The 25,736-nt window shown below is 44.1% G+C and carries 21 protein-coding genes and 1 pseudogene; 7 read left to right on the forward strand and 15 right to left on the reverse strand.

The genetic code is table 11. The features are described 5' to 3' along the window. The 8 genes and pseudogenes from SOHN41_RS14045 to murJ all read right to left on the reverse strand — a co-directional run bounded on the left by SOHN41_RS14045 (window position 1) and on the right by murJ (window position 9,078). Window positions 1-996: a PilW family protein gene (locus tag SOHN41_RS14045; protein WP_007650157.1), complete on the reverse strand. Its 996-nt coding sequence runs from the start codon at window positions 994-996 to the stop codon at window positions 1-3. Beyond that, the gene (pilV, locus tag SOHN41_RS14050) at window positions 997-1,548 is read right to left on the reverse strand and encodes a type IV pilus modification protein PilV (RefSeq protein WP_083820789.1); all 552 of its coding nucleotides are present in this window, start codon (window positions 1,546-1,548) and stop codon (window positions 997-999) included. It abuts the gene before it with no gap. A 213-nt stretch (window positions 1,549-1,761) separates the two neighbouring features. Next, window positions 1,762-2,718, reverse strand: coding sequence for a 4-hydroxy-3-methylbut-2-enyl diphosphate reductase (ispH, locus tag SOHN41_RS14055; RefSeq protein ID WP_007650160.1), 957 nt, complete (start codon window positions 2,716-2,718; stop codon window positions 1,762-1,764). Between the two features lies 1 nt (window position 2,719). Further along, window positions 2,720-3,142: an FKBP-type peptidyl-prolyl cis-trans isomerase gene (gene fkpB, locus SOHN41_RS14060; protein WP_007650163.1), complete on the reverse strand. Its 423-nt coding sequence runs from the start codon at window positions 3,140-3,142 to the stop codon at window positions 2,720-2,722. Beyond that, window positions 3,142-3,654, reverse strand: coding sequence for a signal peptidase II (lspA, locus tag SOHN41_RS14065; RefSeq protein WP_007650164.1), 513 nt, complete (start codon window positions 3,652-3,654; stop codon window positions 3,142-3,144). The genes fkpB and lspA overlap by 1 nt, the downstream gene beginning before the upstream one ends. Before the next feature lie 9 nt (window positions 3,655-3,663). After that, on the reverse strand, window positions 3,664-6,486 hold the full coding sequence (ileS, locus tag SOHN41_RS14070) for an isoleucine--tRNA ligase (protein WP_007650166.1): 2,823 nt from the start codon (window positions 6,484-6,486) through the stop codon (window positions 3,664-3,666). 32 nt (window positions 6,487-6,518) lie between these two features. After that, on the reverse strand, window positions 6,519-7,454 hold the full coding sequence (gene ribF / locus SOHN41_RS14075; protein WP_037459226.1) for a bifunctional riboflavin kinase/FAD synthetase: 936 nt from the start codon (window positions 7,452-7,454) through the stop codon (window positions 6,519-6,521). Window positions 7,455-7,519: 65 nt separating this feature from the next. Continuing rightward, a pseudogene (gene murJ / locus SOHN41_RS14080) lies at window positions 7,520-9,078 on the reverse strand (murein biosynthesis integral membrane protein MurJ). 252 nt (window positions 9,079-9,330) lie between these two features. Here murJ and rpsT point away from each other — a divergent pair. Then, on the forward strand, window positions 9,331-9,597 hold the full coding sequence (gene rpsT / locus SOHN41_RS14085) for a 30S ribosomal protein S20 (RefSeq protein WP_007650172.1): 267 nt from the start codon (window positions 9,331-9,333) through the stop codon (window positions 9,595-9,597). 60 nt (window positions 9,598-9,657) lie between these two features. On the opposite strand, the gene SOHN41_RS14090 is transcribed toward rpsT, so the two are convergent. Beyond that, window positions 9,658-9,954 (reverse strand): ArsR/SmtB family transcription factor, encoded by a 297-nt coding sequence (locus tag SOHN41_RS14090; RefSeq protein WP_006084975.1) that lies wholly within the window; start codon window positions 9,952-9,954, stop codon window positions 9,658-9,660. 135 nt (window positions 9,955-10,089) lie between these two features. Between SOHN41_RS14090 and SOHN41_RS14095 the strand changes: the two genes are divergently transcribed. Further along, entirely contained in the window at window positions 10,090-11,499 is a 1,410-nt protein-coding gene (locus SOHN41_RS14095; RefSeq protein ID WP_007650179.1) for a M28 family metallopeptidase, read from the forward strand. A 53-nt stretch (window positions 11,500-11,552) separates the two neighbouring features. Here the strand turns inward: SOHN41_RS14095 and yaaA are convergent, their stop codons facing one another. Together yaaA and SOHN41_RS14105 are read right to left on the reverse strand one after the other, a co-directional pair. Continuing rightward, window positions 11,553-12,329, reverse strand: coding sequence for a peroxide stress protein YaaA (yaaA, locus tag SOHN41_RS14100; RefSeq protein ID WP_007650180.1), 777 nt, complete (start codon window positions 12,327-12,329; stop codon window positions 11,553-11,555). Window positions 12,330-12,449: 120 nt separating this feature from the next. Further along, window positions 12,450-13,895 (reverse strand): alanine/glycine:cation symporter family protein, encoded by a 1,446-nt coding sequence (locus SOHN41_RS14105; RefSeq protein WP_007650181.1) that lies wholly within the window; start codon window positions 13,893-13,895, stop codon window positions 12,450-12,452. A 434-nt stretch (window positions 13,896-14,329) separates the two neighbouring features. Between SOHN41_RS14105 and SOHN41_RS14110 the strand changes: the two genes are divergently transcribed. From SOHN41_RS14110 to SOHN41_RS14130, 5 genes are all read left to right on the forward strand, one after another. Continuing rightward, complete coding sequence (locus SOHN41_RS14110; protein WP_007650182.1) at window positions 14,330-16,696, forward strand: phosphoketolase family protein; 2,367 nt, start codon at window positions 14,330-14,332, stop codon at window positions 16,694-16,696. A 236-nt stretch (window positions 16,697-16,932) separates the two neighbouring features. Beyond that, the gene (locus tag SOHN41_RS14115) at window positions 16,933-18,057 is read left to right on the forward strand and encodes an OmpA family protein (RefSeq protein ID WP_007650183.1); all 1,125 of its coding nucleotides are present in this window, start codon (window positions 16,933-16,935) and stop codon (window positions 18,055-18,057) included. Window positions 18,058-18,310: 253 nt separating this feature from the next. Further along, window positions 18,311-19,267 (forward strand): transaldolase, encoded by a 957-nt coding sequence (gene tal, locus SOHN41_RS14120; protein ID WP_007650184.1) that lies wholly within the window; start codon window positions 18,311-18,313, stop codon window positions 19,265-19,267. A gap of 20 nt (window positions 19,268-19,287) precedes the next feature. Continuing rightward, complete coding sequence (gene pgi / locus SOHN41_RS14125; RefSeq protein WP_007650186.1) at window positions 19,288-20,925, forward strand: glucose-6-phosphate isomerase; 1,638 nt, start codon at window positions 19,288-19,290, stop codon at window positions 20,923-20,925. 212 nt (window positions 20,926-21,137) lie between these two features. After that, window positions 21,138-21,323 carry a DUF3545 family protein gene (locus tag SOHN41_RS14130; protein ID WP_007650190.1) on the forward strand — a complete coding sequence of 62 codons (186 nt, stop codon included), beginning with the start codon at window positions 21,138-21,140 and terminating at the stop codon, window positions 21,321-21,323. Window positions 21,324-21,405: 82 nt separating this feature from the next. On the opposite strand, the gene SOHN41_RS14135 is transcribed toward SOHN41_RS14130, so the two are convergent. The 4 genes from SOHN41_RS14135 to SOHN41_RS14150 form a co-directional block, all read right to left on the reverse strand. After that, complete coding sequence (locus SOHN41_RS14135) at window positions 21,406-21,942, reverse strand: hemerythrin domain-containing protein (RefSeq protein WP_007650192.1); 537 nt, start codon at window positions 21,940-21,942, stop codon at window positions 21,406-21,408. A gap of 163 nt (window positions 21,943-22,105) precedes the next feature. Then, window positions 22,106-22,873 (reverse strand): hypothetical protein, encoded by a 768-nt coding sequence (locus SOHN41_RS14140; RefSeq protein ID WP_007650193.1) that lies wholly within the window; start codon window positions 22,871-22,873, stop codon window positions 22,106-22,108. Next, window positions 22,866-23,471, reverse strand: coding sequence for a sigma-70 family RNA polymerase sigma factor (locus SOHN41_RS14145; protein WP_007650195.1), 606 nt, complete (start codon window positions 23,469-23,471; stop codon window positions 22,866-22,868). The genes SOHN41_RS14140 and SOHN41_RS14145 overlap by 8 nt, the downstream gene beginning before the upstream one ends. Window positions 23,472-23,539: 68 nt before the next feature. Then, complete coding sequence (locus tag SOHN41_RS14150; RefSeq protein ID WP_007650197.1) at window positions 23,540-25,465, reverse strand: vWA domain-containing protein; 1,926 nt, start codon at window positions 25,463-25,465, stop codon at window positions 23,540-23,542. Window positions 25,466-25,736 lie beyond the last annotated feature (271 nt).

The following is a 25,736-nucleotide window of genomic DNA, read 5'->3' on the forward strand; positions in this document are numbered from 1 at the left end:
TCAACTACGTATCAGTACTGGATTTTCCAGTACTATTGTTGTGGACATAATTTTACGACGATAATGATCATTTACAGGGATAGTTATTTGCTTATCACCAAGCTGATATTTAGTTTCATTGGTATAACTTCTATCTTGATTAATAGAACGAACCAATATAAAAACCTTAATGGCCACAAGCCTTTGAAAACCTTCATTATCCCACATCAACTCAGTCACATTTTCTGCAGGCATAAAACTATCAGGTGTACTATCACCATCATTATCAAATCCATACAAAAACCGAATATTTTCTATGCCTTCAACTAATTGCTCATCGTTACTCATACCTGTGCTGGTTAAAGTTTTACGCCGCAAAATAGGTATTCCACTTGCATCATCAGCAATGAAGTACACATGATGCTGATACTCCCAAATCCTCGAGTTTTCTATCGTTGCGGCAGGGTTCTCACCAACAAAAAATGCCACTTGTGATGAATTTGATGCGGCATAAATTGCATTGTTATCGCCCTTTAATACACTTGGACCAAGAAAGCGTTTTAACTGCAAAATATCAGTATCAACTTTCACATCACCATTATCCAAACAACTAAGATGCTCACTCGTGGAGGTGTTTTCGTACCCCCAGAGCCGTCTAAAATGTGCAGGTTTATCGTTAGGTAAAGTTGCGTTATTTAAGCCAGCCCCAACACAATCAGAAGTTAAGGCAGCAACCTCAACATTTGTATTAATTCCAACAACAAAATCGGTCCCAGTTAAGTCCCCCATAAAACCTAACTGACTGATATCCCGTTCCATAATGGCTAATGCGATACGACCATTTTCCTGTAATTGGTTAAATTGACTGGTTGTAGTGACATTGGATGACGACATACTAAACATAGTGAATACGCCAGTCGTTAAAAATAGACCTATAACCATAGCAACCATCAATTCAACGAGTGACATCCCCGTTTGTCTATTCATAACGACAAATTTTGTTAAACTAAAGGTCATCTAAATCACCGTTTGAATCGTAAAAACACGTCGTCTATTATTCGATGTACCACATTCGATGCTTCCAATACCATCACTCGTTTCACTAATTCCACGCCATGTCATTGTAACTGAAACTGAATTGCCATTAACTTTTATGCATGCTGTAGGTGTATCCAATCCACCCACATTTTGAGTACCCACGACTTCATCTTCACCAGAAAAGGCTGAGCGCCATTCGTATAAATCCCAAGCAACCAATTGAGCAGGAGAGCAGAGAGTCCCGCCCTCACAGGCTGGCGATGCAGGTGTGATAGTCGTTTTAGCGCCTATATAGTCCCCAGCATAACTAGCGAGCTGCGTTCGATTAAGCTTCATCCGGTTGATGATGTCGTTGGCATAGTAGGAGGCCTGTGTCTGCTGAAATGACTCGAAGCTACTTCGCTTTGCGACAATGTGCAGATTAAAAATACCTATTAAGCCAATAATTAAGATCACTAATGCGACAAGCACTTCTATTAATGAGAAGCCTCGTTGAAATCTTTTTTGTGTCAAATGTTCGAATTCTGTCATATTTTTGACAAGCTTTTCAGCAATTTACCCTTTAAAAATCTTAATCTTACGATAAAAACACCATCAACAGTTAATAATAGATGACTAAAATGTAAGTAGCCAGTAACAATAGCATATAAGCCTTGATGTCATTATGCTTTGTATGAATTTTGGAAATTTTTGCTAATAAAAAAGAGGCCTTAGCCTCTTTTTTATTAGCAACATTGAAGTGGATTAGCGTAATTCAGCTGGAACAGCAAAAACAGTGTCCTCTTTACGACCTTCAACTTCGGTCACAACACTCGGAGCCAACTTGGCTATCGCTTGAACTACTTGTTGTACTAATACTTCGGGGGCAGACGCCCCAGCAGTAACAGCTACACGCGTCACATTATTAAACCAGCTTGATTCAACATCATCGGCAGTATCAACGAGATATGATTGAGTCCCCGTCTTTAACGCCAGCTCACGCAATCGATTCGAGTTAGAGCTATTCTTTGAACCCACCACAATCAATAAATCTACATCAGCTGACAAATTACGCACCGCATCTTGGCGGTTTTGAGTCGCATAACAGATATCATCTTTACGTGGACCTTCGATCGAGGGGAAGCGCTTTTGTAGGGCCGCAATAATATCTAAAGTATCATCAACCGATAGCGTTGTTTGGGTTACAAAGCAAAGATTGTCAGGATTACGAACGACGAGAGTATCAACATCAGCTGGGGATTCAATCAGATAAACACCACCGTTAGGGTTATCGTATTGCCCCATTGTCCCTTCTACTTCAGGGTGACCTTCATGGCCAATTAAAATGCATTCAATCCCTTTACGGCTCGCTCGGGTGACCTGTAAATGCACTTTAGTGACTAAGGGGCAAGTTGCATCAAAGACCCTTAATCCACGAGTCTTAGCCTCAGCCCTCACCGCTTGAGAAACTCCATGGGCACTAAAGATGACTATATTATTATCAGGAACTTGGTCTAACTCTTCGACAAAAACAGCGCCGCGGTCTTTAAGGTTTTGAACCACATAACGGTTATGGACCACTTCATGGCGAACATAAATCGGTGGCGAAAATAACTCGAGCGCACGCTCAACAATGCTAATGGCGCGATCCACACCAGCACAAAAGCCGCGAGGATTGGCCAGCATAATATTTAAACTTGGGCTAGTAGGATCGAATTTCATCTTACAGTACCTTCACCACATCGAGTTCAAAAGTGACTTTGCGTCCCGCTAAGGGGTGATTGAGATCGACGGTAATCGAATCACCTGCAACCTCACGCACAATCCCAGGGATCTCACTGCCGCCAGGGCCCGCGAAACTCACGATAACACCAACCTCTAACGCCATATCGGCAGGGAAACGGGTTCTATCCATATAGTGAATCGCATCGGGATTAGACGCTCCAAACGCATCGACAGCTTCAAGCGTAAAGCTATGCTTATCGCCTTCATTCAAGGATACAAGCTGCGCCTCGAATGCCGGACTTAAGGTACCATCACCGATGTTTAAGCGGGCAGGCTTACCAGAGGCTTTAGTGCTGTCGGCGGTCGAACCATCTTCAAGCACAATATTCATATGGCACAATAACGAACGTGTCACAGTCACTACTTCACCTCTTCGGTTTTATCTTGTTCGGATTTGCTGTTAAAAAACGAATCCCAAATGATCAATACGGCACCGATAAAAATTGCAGAGTCTGCAATATTAAAGGCAGGATAATGGCTCTTACCCCAATAAAAATCGATAAAGTCCACCACAAAACCGTGCATCAATCGATCGATTAAGTTACCTAGGGCGCCACCAATCACTAAGGTATAAGCTAAGTTCAACTTCCATAATGAAGCCGATTGCTTACGCAACCAAAGAGTTAATAAGGAGCTAAAACCCACTGCAATTACAGTAAACAACCAACGCTGCCAACCACCGGCTTCACTTAAAAAACTAAAGGCTGCACCATAGTTGCGGACATAAGTAAAATTAAAAAAGGGCAATAACGGCAACGATTCGAATAAATCAAAATTGGCTAAGACCCATTGTTTGGATAGTTGATCGGCCAAAAACACCAATACAACTACCCAATACCAACGTAAGCCACTGTCTTTCCAAGTTAATGGCATACAGATCCTTTACGCAAACAGACGAACTTCACCGTCACCTTCAATGTTTGTTACGCAGCGGGTACACAAAGTTGGGTGAGCCTCGATAGTGCCGACTTCTTCTCTATGATGCCAACAACGCTCACATTTCTCAGCAGTACTTGAAGCAACTACTAATTTTAGTGACGCCAGCTCAGTTTCAACCGCATCACTTGTTGCATCCGTTAAAGGCAATACTTTAGCTTCAGAGGTCAATAACACAAATCTTAGTTCATCGCCGATATGGGTTAATTGTTCAGTCAAAGCGGCATCGGCAAACAAGGTCACTTCAGCTTCTAATGAGCCACCGATACGTTTATCACGGCGAGCTTGTTCAATCACTTTGTTGACTTCGTTGCGCACAGTCAGCAGTTGCTGCCAATAGTCGTCGCTAAGATCTGTCGCTAAGGTGACCGATTTCAAGCCTTCATACCATTCTTGAGTAAAGACATAGGCATCACGCTCACCAGGCAATAGTTGCCATACTTCGTCGGCAGTGAAACTTAGAATTGGTGCAATCCAACGCACCATGGCCTCAGAAATCAAATACAGTGCCGATTGACAGCTACGGCGGGCATGGCCTTCTTGCTTAGCCGTATATTGGCGATCTTTGATGATATCTAAGTAGAAACTACCCAGTTCAACTGAACAGAACTGCATTAATTTCTGTGTCACACTATGGAAGTTATATTGCTCAAAAGCCTCGATAATTTCCTGCTGTAGTGCTGCTGCACGGCGAACAACCCAGCGATCGAGTGCCACCATGTCTTCTACGGCAACTAAATCCTTTGCAGGATCAAAACCATTTAAGTTAGCCAATAGGAAACGAGCGGTGTTACGAATACGACGATAAGCATCGGCGCTGCGATTTAAGATTTCATCGGAAACCGTCATCTCACCGCTATAATCTGTGGCCGCAACCCATAAGCGCAGAATATCGGCGCCTAATTTATTAGTCACAGTTTGTGGTGCAATCACGTTGCCGATAGATTTCGACATTTTACGACCTTTACCATCGACGGTAAAACCGTGAGTAAGCACTTGTTTGTATGGGGCTTTGCCATTCATTGCTGTTGAAATCATCAAAGATGACATAAACCAACCGCGATGTTGGTCACTACCTTCAAGGTATAGATCAACACCATGACCATGAAATTCAGGGCGAGCGGCAATAACAGACGCAAATGTAGAACCTGAATCGTACCAAACGTCCAAAGTATCGGTCACTTTACGGTATTGTTCGGCTTCTTCGCCCAGTAATTCGGCAGCGTCGAGATCCCACCAAGCTTGGATACCTTCCTGCTCAATGCGATTGGCTACACGTGCCATTAACGACACGCTGTCAGGGTGCAACTCTTCAGTTTCTCGATGCACAAATAAGGTAATAGGCACGCCCCAAGTACGTTGACGCGAGATACACCAATCAGGGCGATTCTCGACCATCTTCTCGATACGGCTTTGGCCCCAATCAGGGATCCACTGGGTCTGTTCGATTTCTTTTAATGCCTGCGCTCGCAACCCGTGATTATCCATAGAAATAAACCACTGCGGCGTTGCACGGAAAATAATCGGTGTCTTATGACGCCAGCAATGTGGATAACTGTGACGATAGGCAACATGGTGTAGCAATGCGCCTTTTTCTTTCAGCAGCGCAACCACATTGTCGTTGGCTTTAAAGACATGCTGGCCCGCAAAAAATTCAGTATCAGGCTTATAAACACCGTTATCGCCAACGGGGTTTGCCACTTCTAAACCGTATTTTTGACCGACAACAAAGTCGTCTTGGCCGTGGCCTGGCGCAGTATGAACAATACCAGTACCCGCATCCGTGGTGACGTGATCGCCTAAAATAGCAGGTACATCAAAGGCTAAGAATGGGTGATTGAAACGTACCAATTCAAGCGAGGCCCCTTTAACCTTACCTAATACCTTGTGGCTCTCGGCGCCATAACGGCTTAAACAAGCCTCAGCTAAGACGTCGGCTAAGATCAATGCTTGTGTCACATCATCTTTAACGAATTCAACCAAGCTGTAATCAAGCTCTGGGCTTAAAGATAAGGCACGGTTTGCAGGCAAAGTCCATGGTGTGGTTGTCCAAATCGCCATAGAGACTGGATGTGAATAATCGCTTATCCCGAACTTAGCGGCAACAGCCTTGCTATCTGTGGCGATAAAAGCCACATCGATGGCTGGAGAAGTTTTATCTTCGTATTCTACTTCAGCTTCAGCCAATGCAGATCCACAGTCAGTACACCAGTGAACAGGTTTCACCCCTTTGTGCAAGTGACCGTTTTCAATCACTTTTGACAAAGAGCGCACAATATTAGCTTCGGTTGAAAAATCCATGGTGAGATACGGGTTGTACCAATCACCGAGCACACCTAGGCGAACGAAGTCTTCACGTTGGCCATTCACTTGCTCAGCCGCGTATTTACGGCATTCCTCACGAAATTCTGCCGCAGAAATTTTTTGGCCAGGCTTACCGACTTTTTGTTCAACTTTGAGTTCAATTGGTAGACCATGACAATCCCAACCCGGCACATAAGGCGCATCAAAACCTGACATGGTTTTTGACTTAACAATGATGTCCTTAAGGATTTTATTTACAGAGTGACCAATATGAATGCTGCCATTCGCATAGGGTGGACCATCATGCAAAATGAAGGGAGTGCGGCCAATTCGACTATCGCGGATCTGCTGGTACAGACCATCTTTTGTCCAGCGCTCTAACATCTCTGGCTCGCGATTTGCCAAATTACCACGCATCGGAAACTCTGTTTCCGGCAAATTCAAAGTAAATTTATAGTCGCTCATTGATCCTATACCGTTAATTAAACTGATAAATTTCAGCCTGCATCATTACCAAATAAAGCCCTGGCCTCATTTGCATCATTCAAAATCTGTTGTTTTAGCGCATCCAATGAATCGAAGGGTTGTTCATCCCTCAACTTTGCCACCAATTCAACCTCAACATGTTTGCCATAAATGTCATCGTCAAAATCAAATAAATGAACTTCGAGCTGACACACTTGACCGTTTACCGTTGGGCGAAAGCCAATATTGGCAACCCCTTCATAAATGTCACTATCATCCCAATATAACTTAACCGCAAACACCCCACGCACAGGCACAACATTACGTTTAAGTGCAATATTGGCAGTAGGAAAACCTATGGTTCTACCAATTTTTTGCCCGTGGGCAACCCGACCACTCAGGGTAAAAGGATGACCTAACAGACGCCGGGCCTGTTCAAGGTTTCCCTTAGCCAATTGCTCACGCACAGCCGTGGAACTCACCCTTTGTGAGCCAAGCATAAAACTTTGTGTACTGACTACGGTAAAACCATAGCGAGCGCCCGCTTGCATCAGCATTTCAAAATTGCCTTTACGCCCTTTGCCAAAGCAAAAATCATCGCCGATGACAAGGTATTTCACCCCAAGCTTACGAACCAACAGTTCTTCGATAAAATGCTCGGCAGGTTGATCGGCAAAAGCGCGATTAAAGTTAACACATACTAACCGCTCGACGCCCAACTCATCGAGCAAAATAACCTTATCTCGCAATAAGCTCAAACGGGCGGGAGCATTCTCACCACTGAACAATTCCTGTGGCTGAGGTTCAAACGTCATCAAAGTTGATGGAAGCGATAACTGCTTGGCCTTCTGCACTAAGTTTGCAATCACTTGTGCATGACCGCGATGGACGCCATCAAAATTACCTATAGTCAAAACACACCCGTGGTGGGATGACAAAATGTTATGTATACCGCGGATTAATTCCATAACGTTAGACAACTGCCAAGCGCAAATCGGCTGATTATATAACAGCTCGCGATGAGAATCAGCAATCAAACTCCCCGTTTAATAGACCAAGGACGAATTCCAAGCAAAAGTAGCCCAAGCAGATAGGTCATCGCTCCCATAGAAATCAAACCTATCAAGGCTTTGGTGCGATCGATCAGATGCCACTCTAACCATTGTGATTGCGAAGGTAAAAAGTAGTGTAAGACTACCACCATAAGGGCTGTCGAGACCACGGCTTTAACAAAAAACACTATCGTTGGCCGTGAAATTCGATAAACGCCAGCTAAATGCAGCCCACGGTACAGTAATGTGGCGTTGAGTAAAGCCGACATCGAGGTCGCAATCGCCAACCCAACATAGCCAAAAGGTATCGCAAACAACAAGTTGAACCCCATATTAGTGATCATGGCAATAATGCCATAACGAACGGGTGTCTTAGTATCTTGGCGAGAGTAATACCCTGGAGCCAGAACCTTTATCAACATAAAACTAAGCAAACCGCTGCCATAAGCCATCAAACTATAGGATGCCATTTCAACATCAGTGATTGAAAAAGCACCGCGCATAAACAGGACCATTAACATAGGTTTAGCTAATACAATTAACCCCATCATCGCAGGTAATCCAAGCAAGAGGATGGCTTTTATTCCCCAGTCCATCGTCAACCCAAAACCATCCCCTTCGGCATTAACATGGTTTCGTGATAATGCGGGTAAAATTACGGTTCCGATAGCAATGCCAAACAAGCCTAAGGGAAACTCCAACAAACGATCAGAGTAGTACAGCCAACTTATGGAACCTGTCATCAAAAAACTGGCGATAAATGTATCAAACAACAGGTTTATTTGTGAAACCGAGACCCCAAATAATGCGGGTATCATCAAGGTTCTAATCTTTACCACACCGGGGTGATGCCAACCCCAAGAAGGTTTAACAAGGGCCTTTTCCCGTAAAAGAAATGGAATTTGGAATAGAAACTGGATCAAACCACCACAAAACACCCCCCACGCCAAGGTAATCTCAGGCTGGGCAGACGTCGGTGCAAAAAACATTGCCGCCGTAATAATGGCCACGTTTAAGAAGACTGGGGTAAATGCCGATACCGCAAAACGTCCACGGGTATTTAAAATCGAGCCCGCCAACGCCGTAAAAGTAATAAACCACAGGTAAGGAAAGGTAATTTTAAGCACGACGGTTGCAAGTTCAAATTTAGCGCCGTCGGGCTCATTATTCAGCCAAGCGACAAACCAGCCGCCACCAAAAAGTGCAGATAAAACAGGTGATGCAATCACACCAACTAAAGTCACTATTGTGACTAACAAACCAAGTGTCCCAGCCACCTTGCTCAGTAACACTCGGGTTTCATCCGAAGAGTGCTTTTCTTGGTATTCTGTTAAAACTGGAACGAAAGCTTGTGCAAATGCTCCCTCGGCAAACAATCGACGCAAAAAATTTGGAATTTTATTGGCGAAGAAAAAACGTCCGCACTGGTACCCGCACCCATTAAATTTGCAACAACAACATCTCGGACCAAGCCTAAAACACGAGATATCAATGTCATAGCACTAACGATCATGCCAGATTTTAATAATTTTTTACTCAATCGTCCCCCAGACCTACATCGAATTGATTAGGTGATTCATCTCAAAAAATCGACTCAGGCTCTGTCACACCGCGGCAATAGCTGCTAGAATTGCGCCACATATTACACGAGTTGGGTTGAAGATAGCCAAGGCAGGTTGGATTAATTTATCTTTATGATGAATATTCAATCATAGTCATTGACAAAGTGACTAAATGCAGGCATATTCCTCGGCCTTTAAAAGTATCAAATCCAGTTTTTAGGAGTTGCACCTTGGCTAATAGCAAGTCTGCAAAGAAGCGCGCGCTTCAATCTGAAAAGCGTCGTCAGCATAACGCCAGCCGTCGCTCAATGTTACGTACATACGTTAAAAAAGTAATCGCTGCAATTAAAGCAGGCGATCACAAAACAGCAACAGAAGCTTTTGCTGCTGCACAACCAATCGTTGACCGTATGGCGACTAAAGGCCTTATTCACAAGAATAAAGCTGCCCGTCATAAGGCTCGCTTGAACGCTAAGATCAAAGCAATCGCTGCTTAATATCTATAGCAAATAGAAAAAACCGGCAATTGCCGGTTTTTTTATATCTGAAAAACACCATTAATGACAATAAATGTTGTTCAGTAGATGGATCATCTCCCGTACCTCATCACTTTTCAGTGAATAAAATACCGTTTGCGCTTCTTTGCGTGTGGTTACTAAATTATCTTTGCGTAACCAAGCAAGGTGTTGTGATAGTGCCGATTGACTCAAGCCTAATTTTTTATTCATTTCGCCAACACACATCTCTCCTTCATTCAATAAATAACAAAGGATAAATAGACGGCGTTCGTTTGCGAGTGCCTTTAATAGCACTACGGCATGATCGGCTCGCTCCTGCATCAATTCAATATTCATTACGCACTTTTTCTCCTAAAACTAACCCCTGCGCTAATATAGCGTTGCCTTACAGATATAGTCGGGACATAAAGCACACTTTTTGCTAGATTGTTTTTAAAAATGGGACATGCTTAATAAAAATAAAGGAAACCTATGAAACCCTATCAGACAGCACTAATAACTGGCCTTTTAATTAGCGGTTTAGGTGCTTGCCAAAACCACATTGACAGGACACCTCAGCCAGATGAAGTCACTCAATTAACACAAACTGCATTATCCTCTTCGCTTGGATACGAGATAGTTGAATCCTTAACCGTTGAAGTTGGCCCAAGATTGGCGGGCAGCCCAAAGGATACTATTGCAGTCAACTGGGCTATGAATAAATTAACGAGTCTTGGATTTGATCGTGTTTATAAAGAACCTGTGCAAGTTCCAATATGGGAACGTGGTGAAGCTAAAGCGAGAATTATCTCTCCAACGGAGCAACCACTCGTCATCACCGCATTAGGAGGAAGTGTTGCAACACCCACTGAAGGCATTAAAGCTAAGATTGCACGCTTTGATAGCCTAGAAGCGCTGCAACAGGCAAACCCTGATGAAGTAAGAGATAAGATTGCTTTTATTGACCAAAAAACCGAACGGCATATCACGGGTGAAGGTTACGGTAAGAGTGTCGCAGGACGCGCCAAGGGGGCCGTTGCAGCAGCACAAAAAGGAGCCGTCGCTATCGTTATTCGCTCCATAGGCACAGATCATGATCGTATGGCCCATACTGGCATGATGCGTTATCAAGATGGCGTGCCAAAAATTCCCGCAGCAGCCATGTCAAACCCAGATGCAGATTTAATCGATGCCATATTAAAACGTAATCCCAATGCCGTACTCGAGTTGCATATGTCACCAAAAGACTTAGGATTTAACACCTCCTATAATGTGATAGCCGAGGTAACAGGCAGCAGTAAGCCCAGTGAAATCGTCCTTATTGGTGCTCATTTAGACTCATGGGATGAGGGCACGGGTGCTATTGATGATGGCGCAGGCGTCGCTATCGTCACGGCCGCGGCTAAGCACATTCAAGACCTTAACGTTAAACCCGCCCGTACAATCCGGGTCGTGTTATATGCCGCAGAAGAAATGGGGCTTATCGGTGGAAAAGCCTATAGCGATACCCATAAAACCGAGTTAGCTCAACACTATATTGCCGCAGAATCAGACTTCGGTGCCGGACGGATTTATCAAATCGATACTAAAGTAAATGAAAGTGTCTTTGCTGAGGTCCAAACCGCCATTAGCCCTATGACTGCTAACGGTGTAACGCTGGGTAATAACCAAGCATCTGGAGGACCTGATGTGTCAATGCTGCCAGCATTAGGTGTGCCAGTTGCATCATTGAGGCAAGATGGTCATGATTATTTTGATTATCACCATACCCCAAATGATACCCTAGATAAAATAGATCCTGCTGCACTGGCACAAAATGTCGCAGCCTATGCCCAATTTGCTTATATCATGGCAAATTCAAATATAGTGCTAACACCTCTCGTTGCTGAGAGCAAAAAATAATCCCACTATAATAAAAGAGCAGCCTTAAGCTGCTCTTTTATTAACCGCTTATTTTATAGCTGTGATTCTCTTAAAAAAGTCGGTTTGTTTGGCTTACTCAATTCTTCACTATAGTAATAACCTGCGGCATCGAATCCTTTTAACCCTTCAATTGAGTTAATTTGCTGCTTAATAATATAACGGGCCATCATTCCCCTAGCACGTTTAGCAAAAAAACTAATCACCTTATATTGGCCATTCTTCAAATCTTTAAAGACTGGTGTAATGAGCTGACCTTCTAACTGCTTCACTTTAATGGCTTTAAAATACTCATTAGAGGCGAGATTAACAATGATGTCGTCACCTTGCTCTACTATGGCTTGATTAACCGCTTGGGTTAAAATATTGCCCCAAAATTCATAAAGATTCTTTCCCTTTGGATTGGTTAATGAGGTCCCCATTTCTAAACGGTAGGGTAAAATCAAATCAAGAGGGCGCAGTAAACCATATAATCCCGATAAAATACGCAATTGAGATTGCGCCCTTTTCAACTCAGGAAACGATAACGTATCGGCATCAAAGCCTGTATACACATCGCCTCTAAAAGCAAAAATAGCCTGTTTCGCACTTTCAAGGGTGAAATTCGGTTGCCACTCCCCAAAGCGAGCGGCATTTAGGCCTGCAATGTTATCACTGACTTTCATCAATGTGGCGATGTCACTTGGCGTTAACCGTCGGCAGACCTGGATCAACTCCTGACTATAGGATAAAAAATCGGGGTGAGTATGGACTTGAGTCAGCGGTGGTCGCTCAAAATCTAAGGTTTTCGCCGGCGAAACCAATATCAACATCAAAAACTCCAACAGAAAATAATATACATCTATGATACGGAAGAGAGATAAAAAAACCACGCATTGACTGCGTGGTTTTTCCGATAGTGCTCATCTGTTAAAAACAACTCACGGGTACGACTAGCGACTCTCTACTGGCCTAGTAGCACTGACATCCTGCCAGATATCATTGTCTAGCTGATCCATCAGTTCAGGAAACTTACTGCGATCAAACTCCGGTATCTTACCCGCCTTGAGCTGCTCACGATAATCATTAATCACTCGAATAGCTAAACCCGACAATAGCAATAACGCCACAATATTCACAGTAGCCATCAGCCCCATAGACACATCCGCTAAGCTCCATACTAGGCTAATCTTAGCGACGGCTCCAAACATCACCATACCGAGAACACATAGTCGAAATAAAGGCAGTGCTTTTGTGCTGTTACCCGTTAAAAACATCACATTGGTTTCGGCGTAGGAATAATTCGCAATAATCGAAGTGAAGCAAAAGAGGAAAATAGCAACCGCAATAAAAGCCCCCCCCCAGTCACCGACATGATTGGACATGGCATTAATCGTTAAACGAATACCATCATCACTGGAGCCTATATCACCGGAAAGTAAGATAATGGCAGCAGTTGCAGTACAGATAACAATAGTGTCGACAAACACCCCCATCATCTGTACGAACCCTTGGGAAGCGGGATGGTTGGGGTTTGGTGAAGCACTCGCTGCAACATTGGCGGCACTCCCCATTCCGGCTTCGTTAGAGAATAAGCCACGAGCTATACCTGCTTGCATAGCCTGCGCAACTGTATAGGCAACGCCACCAGCGGCGGCTTCTTGCCAACCAAAAGCACTTTTTACGATAAGACTAATGATCGCAGGTAATTGTTCTAGATTGAAAATAACAATGATAAAAGCGACTAAAATATAGGCTAGCGCCATGATTGGCACAATAAACTCGGAGACTCGAGCCACTTTACGTAGACCGCCAACAATAACAAACCCACTCGCAATCACTAACCCGATCCCAACATAGGTTGGGTCAAAACCAAACACCCGCTCCATTGCACCTGTGATGGTATTGGCTTGAACGGCATTGAAAACGAGTCCGAAGGCAATGATCAGGAAAAAAGCAAATAACACCCCCATCCACCTTTGTCCTAACCCCTTTTCCATATAGTAAGAAGGACCACCACGAAATTGACCATCATTATCACGTACTTTATAAACTTGAGCCAGGGTGGATTCAACCATAGCAGTGGCCATCCCCAGTACAGCAATCAACCACATCCAAAATACGGCTCCTGGTCCCGCGGCCCCAATAGCAACCGCAACACCCGCCATATTTCCCGCCCCGACACGGGCTGCCATGCTGGTACAAAATACTTGAAATGAAGATAACCCACTATCGCAGCCTTGACGACTCATGCCCATGACTTTTAGAGAGTGTTTGAAGTGAGTAAGCTGAATAAACATCAGTCTAAGGCTGAAATAGAGACCCGCTCCAACCAGCCCATAAACTAACAACTTACCCCAAAGCAGTGCATTCAAAAAATTAACAATGGTTTCTAACATTATTTTACGTCTTCCCGTAGCAAATACTCCCCCTCTTCTACGCGGTAAAAGCGAGAGGCAAAATATTTGTGGTGAATGAATCCTTCCAGATTAAAGATAAGAATATCAGTAGATTTATTTCTTCAAATTATCCTTCCGTGAATTTACAACAACACGGCTACCGAATTCAACGCGGCAAAATAGCACAGTATTCGAAATTACTCATGTGATCAAGCTCGTGTTTGCACACTTAAATGTCGCCATCATCACGACCAATAACTTTCTCAAGTCTTTGTTAAAGCTAAATTAACAAATAGTTCTCATCGAACGACTATACTTAACAGCTAAAACAACTTTTAAAATTTGGATGTAGGGCACATTTTTGTAATAAAATTACAAATATAGTGTCTACATCGAAAACCCACATACTTTCGTCAGCTCTAGTGAGGCTTAATATGACGCACATACATGAAATTAATGCTCTAAAAAAATATGTCAGAGCAACCAACTTCCTCGCAACATCACAAATTTACCTAAAACAAAACGTCTTACATAAACGTCCACTAGCACATTCTGACATTAAACCACGCTTACTCGGTCACTGGGGTACATGCCCAGGAATCAACTTTGTCTATGCCAACATTAACAGACTCATAGTCAAACATAATCGTCCATTCATCTATTTAGTCGGTCCAGGTCACGGTTTTCCCGCTGTACAGGCAAACTTATTCCTCGAAGGCTCATTAAGCCATTTTTACCCCGAGACCATTCCCTATAATGAAACGGGGATTGAAGACATTTGTAAAAAGTTTTCAGCCGCCTATGGTTACCCTTCTCACGCTAACCCAGAGGCACCAGGTCAAATACTCGAAGGCGGAGAACTCGGCTATTCACTCGCTGTCGGTTGGGGTGCAGTTTTAGACAACCCAGACCTGATTGCAACAGTATTAATTGGCGACGGAGAGTCTGAAACAGGCCCACTGGCTGCATCTTGGTATGCAAACCGTTTAGTGTCACCAGCGACAAATGGTGCCGTCTTACCCATAGTCCATATCAATGGTTATAAAATTTCAGGCCCTACCCGCATGGGGCGCATGAGCCATGAAGAATTGGATCTAGAATTCCGTGGCCTTGGCTATTTCCCGATCATTGTTGACAGCGAGCAAGAAGAAGATGTCTACCTGCAAATGCTGAATGCTATGGATACCGCCTATAGCATGATCAATGAGATCCAACGTCGTGCTCGTAGCGGTGAAGATGTTGTCAAACCACGCTGGCCAGTCATTTTGATGCGCACAGCAAAAGGCTGGACAGGTGTTAGCGAATATAATGGTAAAAAATTAGAAGGTAACTGTGAATCACATCAAGTGATCGTCAATAAGTGCGCTACCGATAAAGGCCATCTTGAAGCTCTGGATACTTGGCTTGCCAACTATCATTTCCAAGAGCTGTACCATATGAATGACAAAGGTGAGCTGATTTTTGATGCTGACATTTGCTCTTTAATCCCACCTAAGCACTTAGCCTGTGGTCGCCAACATCTAACCTATGGTGGTGAAGTCGTAAGAGCCTTATCTAACCCAGATCTTGAGAAGCTTAGTTACGGTCCAGAGGTCCCACGTGGTCATCGAGGCTACTCAATGCTGAAAATGGGCGAGTGGATGCGTGACGCATTCAAACTCAACCGTGATCAACATAACCTACGCATTTTCAGTCCCGATGAAACTTACTCGAATCAATTGCAGGCGGTATTTGAAGAAACCGATCGAGCTTGGCAATGGCCAATCGAAAGTTGGGATGACGACATGTCACGTGATGGTCGCGTACTCGAATTGTTGTCTGAAAACTTACTCTTTGGCATGTTACATGGCTATACAGTCACAGGCCGTCACGGGATGTTCCCGACCTATGAATCATTTTCGCAGGTCGTCTCATCTATGGCGGATCAATACTGTAAATACGTTTATGCGAGCCAAGGAGTACATTTCCGCAAACCACTACCAGCCTGTAACGTTGTGCTCTCTTCATTGCTAGAGCGTCAAGACCACAATGGCTATTCGCATCAAAACCCCTCATTCCTTGGGGCAATGTTAGAAAAGCATCCAAAAATTATTTCGGCTTATTTGCCTGCTGATGCTAACAGCACGCTCGTTTACACAGAGCGCGCATTTGCGGATCGTGACAAACTCAACATTCTTGTCGCAGGTAAAAAAGAGCTGCCACAATGGCTCAGTTTAGAAGAAGCTCGCAAACAAGCTAAAGATGGTGTCATGGTTTGGGATTTCGCCTCAGATGAAAATCCAGATATTGTACTGGCAGGTTGTGGTGATTATGTCACCCAAGAATGTATGGCATCTTTAGTATTAATTCGTGAGTTACTTCCAAGGGTCAGAATTCGCTTTGTTAGCGTAACCGAATTAAGCAGTGATGGCTTAGGTAGTCGCAAATTTAAAGAAAAACCTTGGTTAATGGACGAAATATTTACTCAAGATAAAGGTGTTGTCTTTAACTATCATGGTTACCCAAATACAATCAAAAAGTTAATTTTTGATTACAAAGGAAGTCGCCGTTTTAGAATTAAAGGCTATGAGGAAGAAGGCTCAACAACGACACCGTTCGACATGGGCGTTCGTAATGGCACCTCTCGCTATCACTTAGTGATTGATATGGCGTACAAACTGTTCCAACAGGGCGTTATTGATGAAACCAAGCATGTTTCAATTACGACTGACATGCTTCAAAGACTCGTTGATCATCGCAATTATATTAAGGCCAATGGTGTCGATCCTGCAGAGATTGAAAACTGGATTTGGACACGTTAGCAATAAATGTTTTTAACAAAATAGACACAAAAAGGCATTCTAAGGAATGCCTTTTTAACATTCAGTTTAATTAACGGAATGACTGTCGATAAAAAAACTTAAGATTAATCACTGGAAAAATTTAACAAATGCAGTGATAATTAACCGCTGGCTACAATACCAAAGGATCCCCACACTAAGTGCTAGCAATGTTTTGCATAACACTCGCAAAGCATATTGGTGGAGAATCATAAACAATGGACTTAGAGAAAATGATGAAGAATACATTAAAAGTAGTTTTACTTACGTCAATGCTTCCACTTGCTGCCAGCGCATCTCAGGAGCTAACGCCTTGGTATGTTGGTGCAGGTCTAGGCGTTAATAACTATGAACACATTGCAACTGACAATGGCGATGACAACCCATACGCATGGGACATCTTCGCAGGCTATATGTTTAATGACTACTTTGGTGCAGAACTCGGCTATCGTGATCTAGGTAGTGCAGATTGGACCTATGCAGGTATTAGCAACGATGCTGATGTAAAAGGTGCAACTCTTGGCTTAGTGGGCGTATGGCCATTAGGTAACCGTTGGAGCCTATCTGCTGAAGCAGGTGCAATGTACTACACGCTCGAAAACAGCCAACGCTCAGGAGCAATCTCAAGCTCTTACAGCGAAAATGACTTTGCTCCATACTTTGGGGCTGGTGTGGGCTATAACTTCACTGATAACCTGAAGTTACAAGCTAAATATCGCCGCTATGAAAACTTAGATGATAACGCAGGTGCTAGTGCTATCGTTCCAGTTAATGCAGACAGCAATTACTGGGGCCTAGAATTAAGCTACCGTTTCGGTGCGGCCGCAGCGGCAGCACCAGTTGCAGCAGCTGTAGTTGCAGCAACTCCTGTTGACTCAGACAACGACGGTGTATACGACGACAAAGATCAGTGCCCAGCGACGCCAGAAACTCACAAAGTTGACTCAACTGGTTGTACTATCTATGAAAATGTTAAACAACAAGAAGATGTAGGCTCAATCCAGTTTGCTAACGATTCTGCTGTAGTTAAAAAAGAATACTACAAATCAATCGAAAAACTGGCTAACTACCTGAATAAGAATCCAGAATTCACAGTTGAAATCGCAGGCCACGCTTCTAACGTAGGTAAGCCTGAATACAACATGGTTCTATCAGACAAGCGTGCCGATGCTGTCGCTCAAATCCTTGTTGAAAAGTATGGTATCAGCCAAAGCCGCGTAACATCTAATGGCTACGGTGTGACTAAACCAATCGTCGCGGGTGATTCAAAAGAAGCCCATGCAGCTAACCGCCGCATTGAAGCTATCGTGACCACCAGCATGAAACAACCTGTGCTAAAGTAATCTTTTACTTTCAGTAATATAAAAGTCGCTGCTTGCAGCGACTTTTTTGTTTTCGGGAAGCAGGCACAGGGCTAATGTTCCTTTAGTGCTTCCACTCCAAGTACATCACTTGGGCCAGTTTTAGTTAGAATCGACATAGTTTTGTCATTTTTGTAATTTTTTTACATTCAAGGTTGGAAAAGTTGGCAAAATCGCTTCTAATAGTCATCAGTAAATTCCGAGTTTAGACAGCTACCTCAGAAGGATGTTTTTCATGGCCAATACATTAGAGCAACTCAAGTCTTACACCACCATTGTTGCCGACACCGGCGATATTGAAGCAATCAAACGCTACCAGCCTGAAGATGCAACAACCAACCCATCACTTATTTTAAAAGCCGCTCAAATTCCTGAATATAGTGCTTTAATTGATAATGCCGTTTCATGGGCAAAGTCACAGAGTGCTGATGTTGAGCAACAAATTGATGACGCTGGCGATAAACTTGCCGTGAATATAGGTGTTGAGATCCTCAAACTCGTTCCTGGCCGTATTTCAACGGAGGTTGATGCCCGCCTTTCCTTTGACAAAGAAAAATCCATCGCCAAAGCACACAAACTCGTACGCCTATATCAAGACGCTGGTATTGATAAATCTCGTATTCTGATCAAATTAGCCTCTACTTGGGAAGGTATTTGTGCCGCCAAACAATTAGAGCAAGAAGGGATCAACTGTAACTTAACGCTGTTGTTCAGCTTTGCTCAAGCACGAGCCTGTGCTGAGGCAGGGGTTTACTTAATATCGCCCTTTGTTGGCCGTATTTTGGACTGGTATAAGAAAGACACAGGCAAAGACTATACTCCCGCCAATGATCCTGGTGTTGTGTCGGTGACAGAAATTTACAATTACTACAAACAGCATGGCTATAAGACTGTTGTAATGGGCGCGAGTTTTCGCAATATTGGTGAGATTATTGAACTAGCGGGTTGTGATCGTCTCACCATTGGGCCCTCTCTACTGGAAGAATTAGCCAACTCTCAGCAACAGATCCAACCTAAACTTTTGCCTACAAATACGACCGCAAGTGCTGTGGAGCCCTTAACAGAAGCTCAATTCCGCTGGGACTTCAACCAAGATCCTATGGCCGTCGATAAATTAGCCGAAGGCATTCGTAACTTTGCTATCGACCAAGGCAAACTTGAAGTGATGCTCAAGGCAAAACTGGCAAACTAAGCATCCTCGGAGACGACTCGATGACATTCTTGACCCAAAGCACTACTTGGCAAGCTTTATCGGCACACAGCAAAAATATTCCCCATATGCGGGAGTTGTTTGCAAACGACACGGCACGCTTTAATAACATGTCGTTATCGGCTTGCGGTTTATTTCTGGATTACTCGAAAAATAGAGCGACCCCACAAACACTAGAACTGCTTTACGCTCTCGCAAATGAGGCTAAGCTCGAAGCCAAAATTAAAGCGATGTTTGCTGGTGATATTATTAACACCACAGAAAAACGTGCGGTCCTACACACGGCGCTTCGTAGCACCGCGAGCCAGTCAATTACAGCCGAGGGTCAAGATATTGTCCCTGAAGTTCAACGGACCCTGAATAAAATGCAGGAGTTTGTCACTTCAGTAACATCGGGACAATGGAAGGGTTATACCGGCAAAGCGATTACCGATATCGTCAGCATTGGTATCGGTGGCTCTTTTCTTGGCCCTAAAATTGTGTCTCAAGCACTTCGTCCCTACTGGACTCAAAGGTTAAATTGCCACTTTGTGGCAAACGTCGATGGGACTTCTATCACTGAAAAGCTGAAGTTGCTCAATCCCGAAACAACCTTATTTATCATGTCATCCAAATCCTTTGGCACTCAAGAAACCCTGACCAATACCTTAACGGCCAAAGCATGGTTTTTAGCCAAAGGTGGTTTACAATCGGATGTGGCAAAACACTTTGCCGCGGTAACATCTAACGTAGCAAAAGCCACAGATTTTGGTATCGATGCAGATAATATCTTCCCCATGTGGGATTGGGTAGGTGGACGTTATTCTTTATGGTCGGCGATTGGTTTGCCTATTGCGCTGTTGATCGGCATGGATAATTTTAGGGGCTTACTCCAAGGTGCACACCAGATGGATGAGCACTTTGCCAATGCACCGTTAGCAGAAAATATGCCTGTCATTATGGGCTTACTCTCGCTGTGGTATGGTAACTTCTTTAATGCTCAGTCCCATGTCGTATTAACCTACGATCACTATCTGCGCGGTCTACCCGCTTACTTCCAACAACTGGATATGGAAAGCAACGGTAAGTCGGTCACCTTAAATGGTACCGATGTCGATTACAGCACAGGTCCCGTTATTTGGGGGGGCGAAGGTACTAACGGTCAACACGCTTACCACCAACTACTGCATCAAGGCACGGCACTCATTCCTGCCGATTTTATTATGCCATTGCAGAGCCACAACCCTATTGGTGAGCACCATGATCAGCTTGCATCTAATTGCTTCGGACAAACTCAAGCACTTATGCAAGGCCGTACCTTCGAAGAAGCATTAGCAGAGTTAACTAATAGCCCTATAAGCGAAGATGAGAAACAACTCATCGCAAAACATAAAGTGATGCAAGGAAATAAGCCCAGCAATACTTTATTAATGGATAAACTCACGCCTGAAACCTTAGGTGCGCTAATTGCCCTTTATGAGCACAGAACTTTTGTTCAAGGTGCCATATGGGATATCAACTCCTTCGATCAATGGGGAGTCGAGTTGGGTAAGGTCTTAGGTAATGATGTGCTAGAACGTATTGGCGCCAGTGCAGATACCCATACCTTAGATGCTTCGAGTAATGGGCTGATAAACCTTTATCGACAGGGTAAAATCTGATTGAACAAAAAGCCAGCAATTGCTGGCTTTTTTATTGTATCTATTTATATTCAATTTATCCACTTTAACACCTAAAGTTCACCCACTTAATATCAACGAGATATCATCCAAACTTCATTTCAACTTAACACAAATGAAACATAATTCTTGCACCCTGTTTTAAAAATATGTTATTTAATCGCTGACAAAACATACAACAACAGGAGGTTGCCATGGATCGTTTAGATTATGGTTGTGCGCTAGATGAAGTCGTTGAAAGACCCGATCGCTCGCGAGGCTCCAATAAGAAGCGTAAATGGCGAGAGATCGAAGCGTTAAAGGATAAGCATCGTTTACTCAAAGAACTCCAAGAGATAGATAATAACTTTGACTATGATATTGACGCGATCCAGTTGTAACCGCATGTTTAATCAGGATTGATACAATCTAGAACGTAAAAAAAGCGCCAGTGGCGCTTTTTTTACGCCACTCTCAACACACTTATTCTGATGAATTTAGATAAGAGCGCAACTCATCAAATTCCTGTTGTTCGCGGTCGAGAAACAGAGGATCATCGATCAAAGAGTCTTGGCATTCTTTTTCTATGACTTGCCAATCCTGCTCGGTTAGACTTTTAGCGAGGAGAGGAAATATTTCCCGCTCTTCCATTTGCATATGTCGTTCTTGCAACTCGACATACTCGGCAAAGTCAGCAATCAGCTTTTCCCGAGCAACCACAATGTCGCTCAGGATCAAATTTAAGGTATTCATTAATGCCGCCGACACTTGGATCACGACTTCATGTTCCGCACTGAGTTTATCCATTGCACCATTCGCTTTATGGGCAAGATAATAGGCATAAATGATGTCTTCAACAGGGTGATGGCAACGCTCAGCATATCCTTGCATATACTCAACGATGTCTCGCACCACGATAAAATTAATCGCTTCACCTTCAGATAACTTCATCTGCTTGTTTTTCAAGACATTCAATAAAACTGCTATATGTTTATGATCATGCGAGAGTCTTTTAAGCATATTGCCTCCTAAACTTGGGCTCTAACTATTGATACTAGTCAAGTCGTGCATCGATCTCCAATATAGCAGGCTAAATCCTGTCCACTTTATGACAGCGATCAAGTAAATAATGCAACTCAAGGTAAAAAGCCGCTGTGTCATCCTAAAATATCCGCACTGAAGGCTATTGACGCCCTTGGTGCAACTGCCGTTGTAGTGCTTTAAATGTTGCACTGGGAGTTTCTGTCTCCTCGGGGTTCTTATCCCTTGCTCCCGCTTCGGACAATGCGGGATATTCACTCAATAGTTTTTGCTCTAGGGCTAATGCCTCGTCAATTTGTTTAGACTCAATCAATGCCTTCAAATGCGCCAAAGACTCGGCGAGTGATGGTGATGCTTTAGCTTGCACATCATCCACGTTGGGAGTCGCTGCCAAATCGAGTTGCGGTGAAGCTAGGGGCGCTACCATTGGGCTTGTTTTGCGCGCGGCAGATTGAGCCTGTTCTTGAGCTAACATGCGTGACTTAGCCTTCATTGTCTGTGACTCTGTCACTTCGGCCTGTCTCATCTTGGCTTGATGTTCGATTTGGGCATTCTTTGCTTGTTCAGCATTTAACTCGGCTTCAGCCGAGGGGGATGCCGTAGGCGCATTCATAATCACCACGTTAGGTGTCATCAATTCCCTATCAACCTGAGCGCGATTAAGCACAAGCAAACCAACCACTATCACTAAGGAAGCCGCACTCGAAAATGCCCAAGGGAAGCGTTGCCAAAGTGGCACCACTGTCGGTTTAAGCTTAGCGATATTCATTTCAGCAAGATGAGTTTGCGATAGTCTTAGAATATCTTGATCTAACTTTTCAGATGGCGCTTCAAGCGCCTGTTGATGATACCAAGCTAAGACTTCTTGACGCAGCGCTCGGTCTTGCGCCTGTTGGGTGGAATTACTCATGTCCAGCCTCCTGCCACTTCGCATTTACGCAATCTTTCAAACTTTGATAGGCATAGCGAATACGGCTTTTTGTCGCTTCGAGCGTGACTCCGGCAATATCACTGATCACCGCGGCGGTAAATCCCATTTCGATATTAAGAATAAATGCTTCTTTCTGTACTTGGGGCAATAATCCAATACAGGCCTTAAGCAACAACCCCTTTTGTGCCGCTTGCCACTGTACATCGGGTTTGTCTTGCTCCTTACCAGCAAAAGCATCGAGACCCGCATCTCCCTCATCGTGGCCGACCAAATCGACGGGTTTGACTGACCGCACGTGGTCTATCAATAGGTTATGGGCGATACGATAAAGCCAAGTACTGAATTTGGCGCTAACTTCATAATTGACGGCAGCGCGGATCACCCGACCCCAGGTTTCTTGATATAAATCCTCAGCGAGCTGCTTATCCCCCAACTGACGCACAAAGTATCGATACAATGCTCCCTTATGCTTAAGGTATAACTGTTCGAATGCTTGGCTATCCCCCTTAGCATAGCGCTGCATTAAGTGTTCGTCGGTATGCTCATGGGCATGTAGTTGCGGTATCGCGAGTGCCATGACAGCTCCCTTATTGTTAACTTAACCTATGATCTCAAATCATTTATGAAGATAGTGCGACTAGCATCTTAATGAAGCTTATCCTCGGGAGGAAAAGGCTTATCACTGGGATCGAATTTATTTAACGGTATTCGATTCGATTGTGTGAGCGCTGCGGCAATATCGACCAATTGCATAAATTCATGCCGATATCCGTAGCTATCATTACCTAGGGCTGAACGAGTCAAAGCACTAAGCTTATTATAATCAAATTGATGCAAATAGTGACTTTGATTCAGTAGTTGCCCAAAACCAGCAACCGCCGCCGCAAACCGAAAGTCGTCACTGGCCTGCTCTAGGGATTTAACGCCTTGGTCAGCTCGGATTGGATACGTCAGTAATTGGCTCTCAGTGGCATCGGGTAACTGATAGCGCAGCTTTAGATAAGCAATTTCTTCTCGACTATATTTTTCCTGTCCCGTTTGCGAATTATAGCCATAACGTAACTTATCATTGGCCATATTGCCCGATTCAGCATAGCGCAATTCATAGAGTGCGGTCACAATATGGCCTGCCCCAATTTCCCCGGCATCGACCCTATCATTGTTAAAATCCTCACGGGCTAGCGCTCGGTTTTCATAACCAAGTAAACGATATTCTGAAACGAGGGCAGGGTTAAATTCCACTTGCACTTTAACGTCCTTGGCAATGGTCAGCAAAGTTGAACTCAATTGTTCCACCAGCACTTTACGCGCCTCATTGGCGGTATCTATATAAGCGTAATGACCATTACCCTTGTCGGCGAGTTGTTCCATCAGCCGATCATTATAGTTACCCATTCCAAACCCTAAGGTAGTGAGCCCAATTCCCCGTGCTTGCTCCCTTTCAACCAAACTGATTAATTCATCGAAATTTGTCAGCCCCACATTAAAATCACCATCGGTCGCGAGGATGACTCTATTGTTCCCCCCGTGAATAAAGTACTTTTGTGCTAATTGATAGGCAAGATTGATCCCCTCTGCACCGTTAGTCGAGCCGCCAGCACGTAACTGCTCTAATGCATAGATTAAGGTTTGAGCATCATTACCTGAAGCCCCATCTAACACAACGCCAGCCGCGCCCGCATAAACGACGATGGAAACCCTATCTCGCCCGCTCAACTGTTGAGTAAGCATTTTCATGGCAGTTTGTAAAAGTGGCAGTTTATCGGTAGAGGCCATTGAACCTGAAACATCAAGCAAAAAGACCAAATTACTCGCGCCTATATCAGACTTTGCCACCTCATACCCTTTTAACCCTATCCGCAGCAGCATAGTGTCGTCATTATACGGCGATGGTGCGAGTTCAGTCGTGACACTAAAAGGTGCGTCATTCTTACCCGGTAAAGGATAATCGTAGTGAAAGTAATTGAGCATTTCTTCGATACGCACTGTGTTTTTGCTCGGTAAGCGACCTTCATTTAGCATTCGCCTCAGGGCCGAATAGCTCCCTGTGTCCACATCGATAGCAAAGGTGGACACTGGAATTTCACCCGCCACCATAATGCCGTTTTGCACTTGCTTCGCGAACTGGTTACCTTCAGATTGCCCCTCAGCATCCCAAACCTTTCCAACTACAGGGGCTGCTAAGCTCGGCGTGACTTCCACCGCCATCTGTTGAGGGGGCAAACGCATAACCCTTTGTGCGGCATCTATCTTTGCAACTTCCATTGAGCGGATATAATCCTTCGCCCTGCGCTGCTCAACCTGTTGTAATAACGCCTGTTCTAATTCACGTTTTTGTTTCAATTGAGCTTGTTGCTCTGCTAATTCAGGAGCTTGTATAGGTAATTTCTCATCGACAATGGGCTTATCTGTACAGCCACTTAATCCCAATAGGGCGGCGAGCGATAAGCTGGAGAACAGAAGAGTGTGACTCAATTTCACGTGACTAGGTCGAGTAAAGCCTTTACTAGCCACAGTGGAATTGGCAAGTTCGGTCATAGTGTGCAGTTTAGGGAGGTAACGTTTTTTCATTATCAAGGCCTCAATAGGTTTATACCCAAGCTACCTGAAGACACGAGTTTCAGAGAGCCCAGGGTGCTTCAATTCAAGGCGTATCAATGACAAAATCGGCTACCTTTTGAATTGATGCAATACGGAAGTGAAGTACCCTAGGCAATCCGTCCCGGCGGGCTTTAATACACTTTATGCTGTGTTGGTTATTTTTAACTTAGCCCGCTAGGCCCGCTAGGCCTGCTAATAACCGCAATCACCATGGATGGCGTGAATGCCATTAATGCAGGAG

This window comes from Shewanella sp. HN-41 (assembly GCF_000217915.1).
Classification (GTDB): Bacteria; Pseudomonadota; Gammaproteobacteria; order Enterobacterales; family Shewanellaceae; genus Shewanella.

Excerpts from the sequence above, each read along its gene's own strand:
- SOHN41_RS14045 (WP_007650157.1), bottom strand. The coding sequence starts at position 996 with ATGACCTTTAGTTTAACAAAATTTGTCGTTATGAATAGACAAACGGGG.
- pilV (WP_083820789.1), bottom strand. The coding sequence starts at position 1,548 with ATGACAGAATTCGAACATTTGACACAAAAAAGATTTCAACGAGGCTTC.
- ispH (WP_007650160.1), bottom strand. The coding sequence starts at position 2,718 with ATGAAATTCGATCCTACTAGCCCAAGTTTAAATATTATGCTGGCCAAT.
- lspA (WP_007650164.1), bottom strand. The coding sequence starts at position 3,654 with ATGCCATTAACTTGGAAAGACAGTGGCTTACGTTGGTATTGGGTAGTT.
- ileS (WP_007650166.1), bottom strand. The coding sequence starts at position 6,486 with ATGAGCGACTATAAATTTACTTTGAATTTGCCGGAAACAGAGTTTCCG.
- ribF (WP_037459226.1), bottom strand. The coding sequence starts at position 7,454 with ATGGAATTAATCCGCGGTATACATAACATTTTGTCATCCCACCACGGG.
- SOHN41_RS14090 (WP_006084975.1), bottom strand. The coding sequence starts at position 9,954 with ATGAATATTGAATTGATGCAGGAGCGAGCCGATCATGCCGTAGTGCTA.
- SOHN41_RS14095 (WP_007650179.1), top strand. The coding sequence starts at position 10,090 with ATGAAACCCTATCAGACAGCACTAATAACTGGCCTTTTAATTAGCGGT.
- yaaA (WP_007650180.1), bottom strand. The coding sequence starts at position 12,329 with ATGTTGATATTGGTTTCGCCGGCGAAAACCTTAGATTTTGAGCGACCA.
- SOHN41_RS14105 (WP_007650181.1), bottom strand. The coding sequence starts at position 13,895 with ATGTTAGAAACCATTGTTAATTTTTTGAATGCACTGCTTTGGGGTAAG.
- SOHN41_RS14110 (WP_007650182.1), top strand. The coding sequence starts at position 14,330 with ATGACGCACATACATGAAATTAATGCTCTAAAAAAATATGTCAGAGCA.
- SOHN41_RS14115 (WP_007650183.1), top strand. The coding sequence starts at position 16,933 with ATGGACTTAGAGAAAATGATGAAGAATACATTAAAAGTAGTTTTACTT.
- tal (WP_007650184.1), top strand. The coding sequence starts at position 18,311 with ATGGCCAATACATTAGAGCAACTCAAGTCTTACACCACCATTGTTGCC.
- pgi (WP_007650186.1), top strand. The coding sequence starts at position 19,288 with ATGACATTCTTGACCCAAAGCACTACTTGGCAAGCTTTATCGGCACAC.
- SOHN41_RS14130 (WP_007650190.1), top strand. The coding sequence starts at position 21,138 with ATGGATCGTTTAGATTATGGTTGTGCGCTAGATGAAGTCGTTGAAAGA.
- SOHN41_RS14135 (WP_007650192.1), bottom strand. The coding sequence starts at position 21,942 with ATGCTTAAAAGACTCTCGCATGATCATAAACATATAGCAGTTTTATTG.
- SOHN41_RS14140 (WP_007650193.1), bottom strand. The coding sequence starts at position 22,873 with ATGAGTAATTCCACCCAACAGGCGCAAGACCGAGCGCTGCGTCAAGAA.
- SOHN41_RS14145 (WP_007650195.1), bottom strand. The coding sequence starts at position 23,471 with ATGGCACTCGCGATACCGCAACTACATGCCCATGAGCATACCGACGAA.
- SOHN41_RS14150 (WP_007650197.1), bottom strand. The coding sequence starts at position 25,465 with ATGAAAAAACGTTACCTCCCTAAACTGCACACTATGACCGAACTTGCC.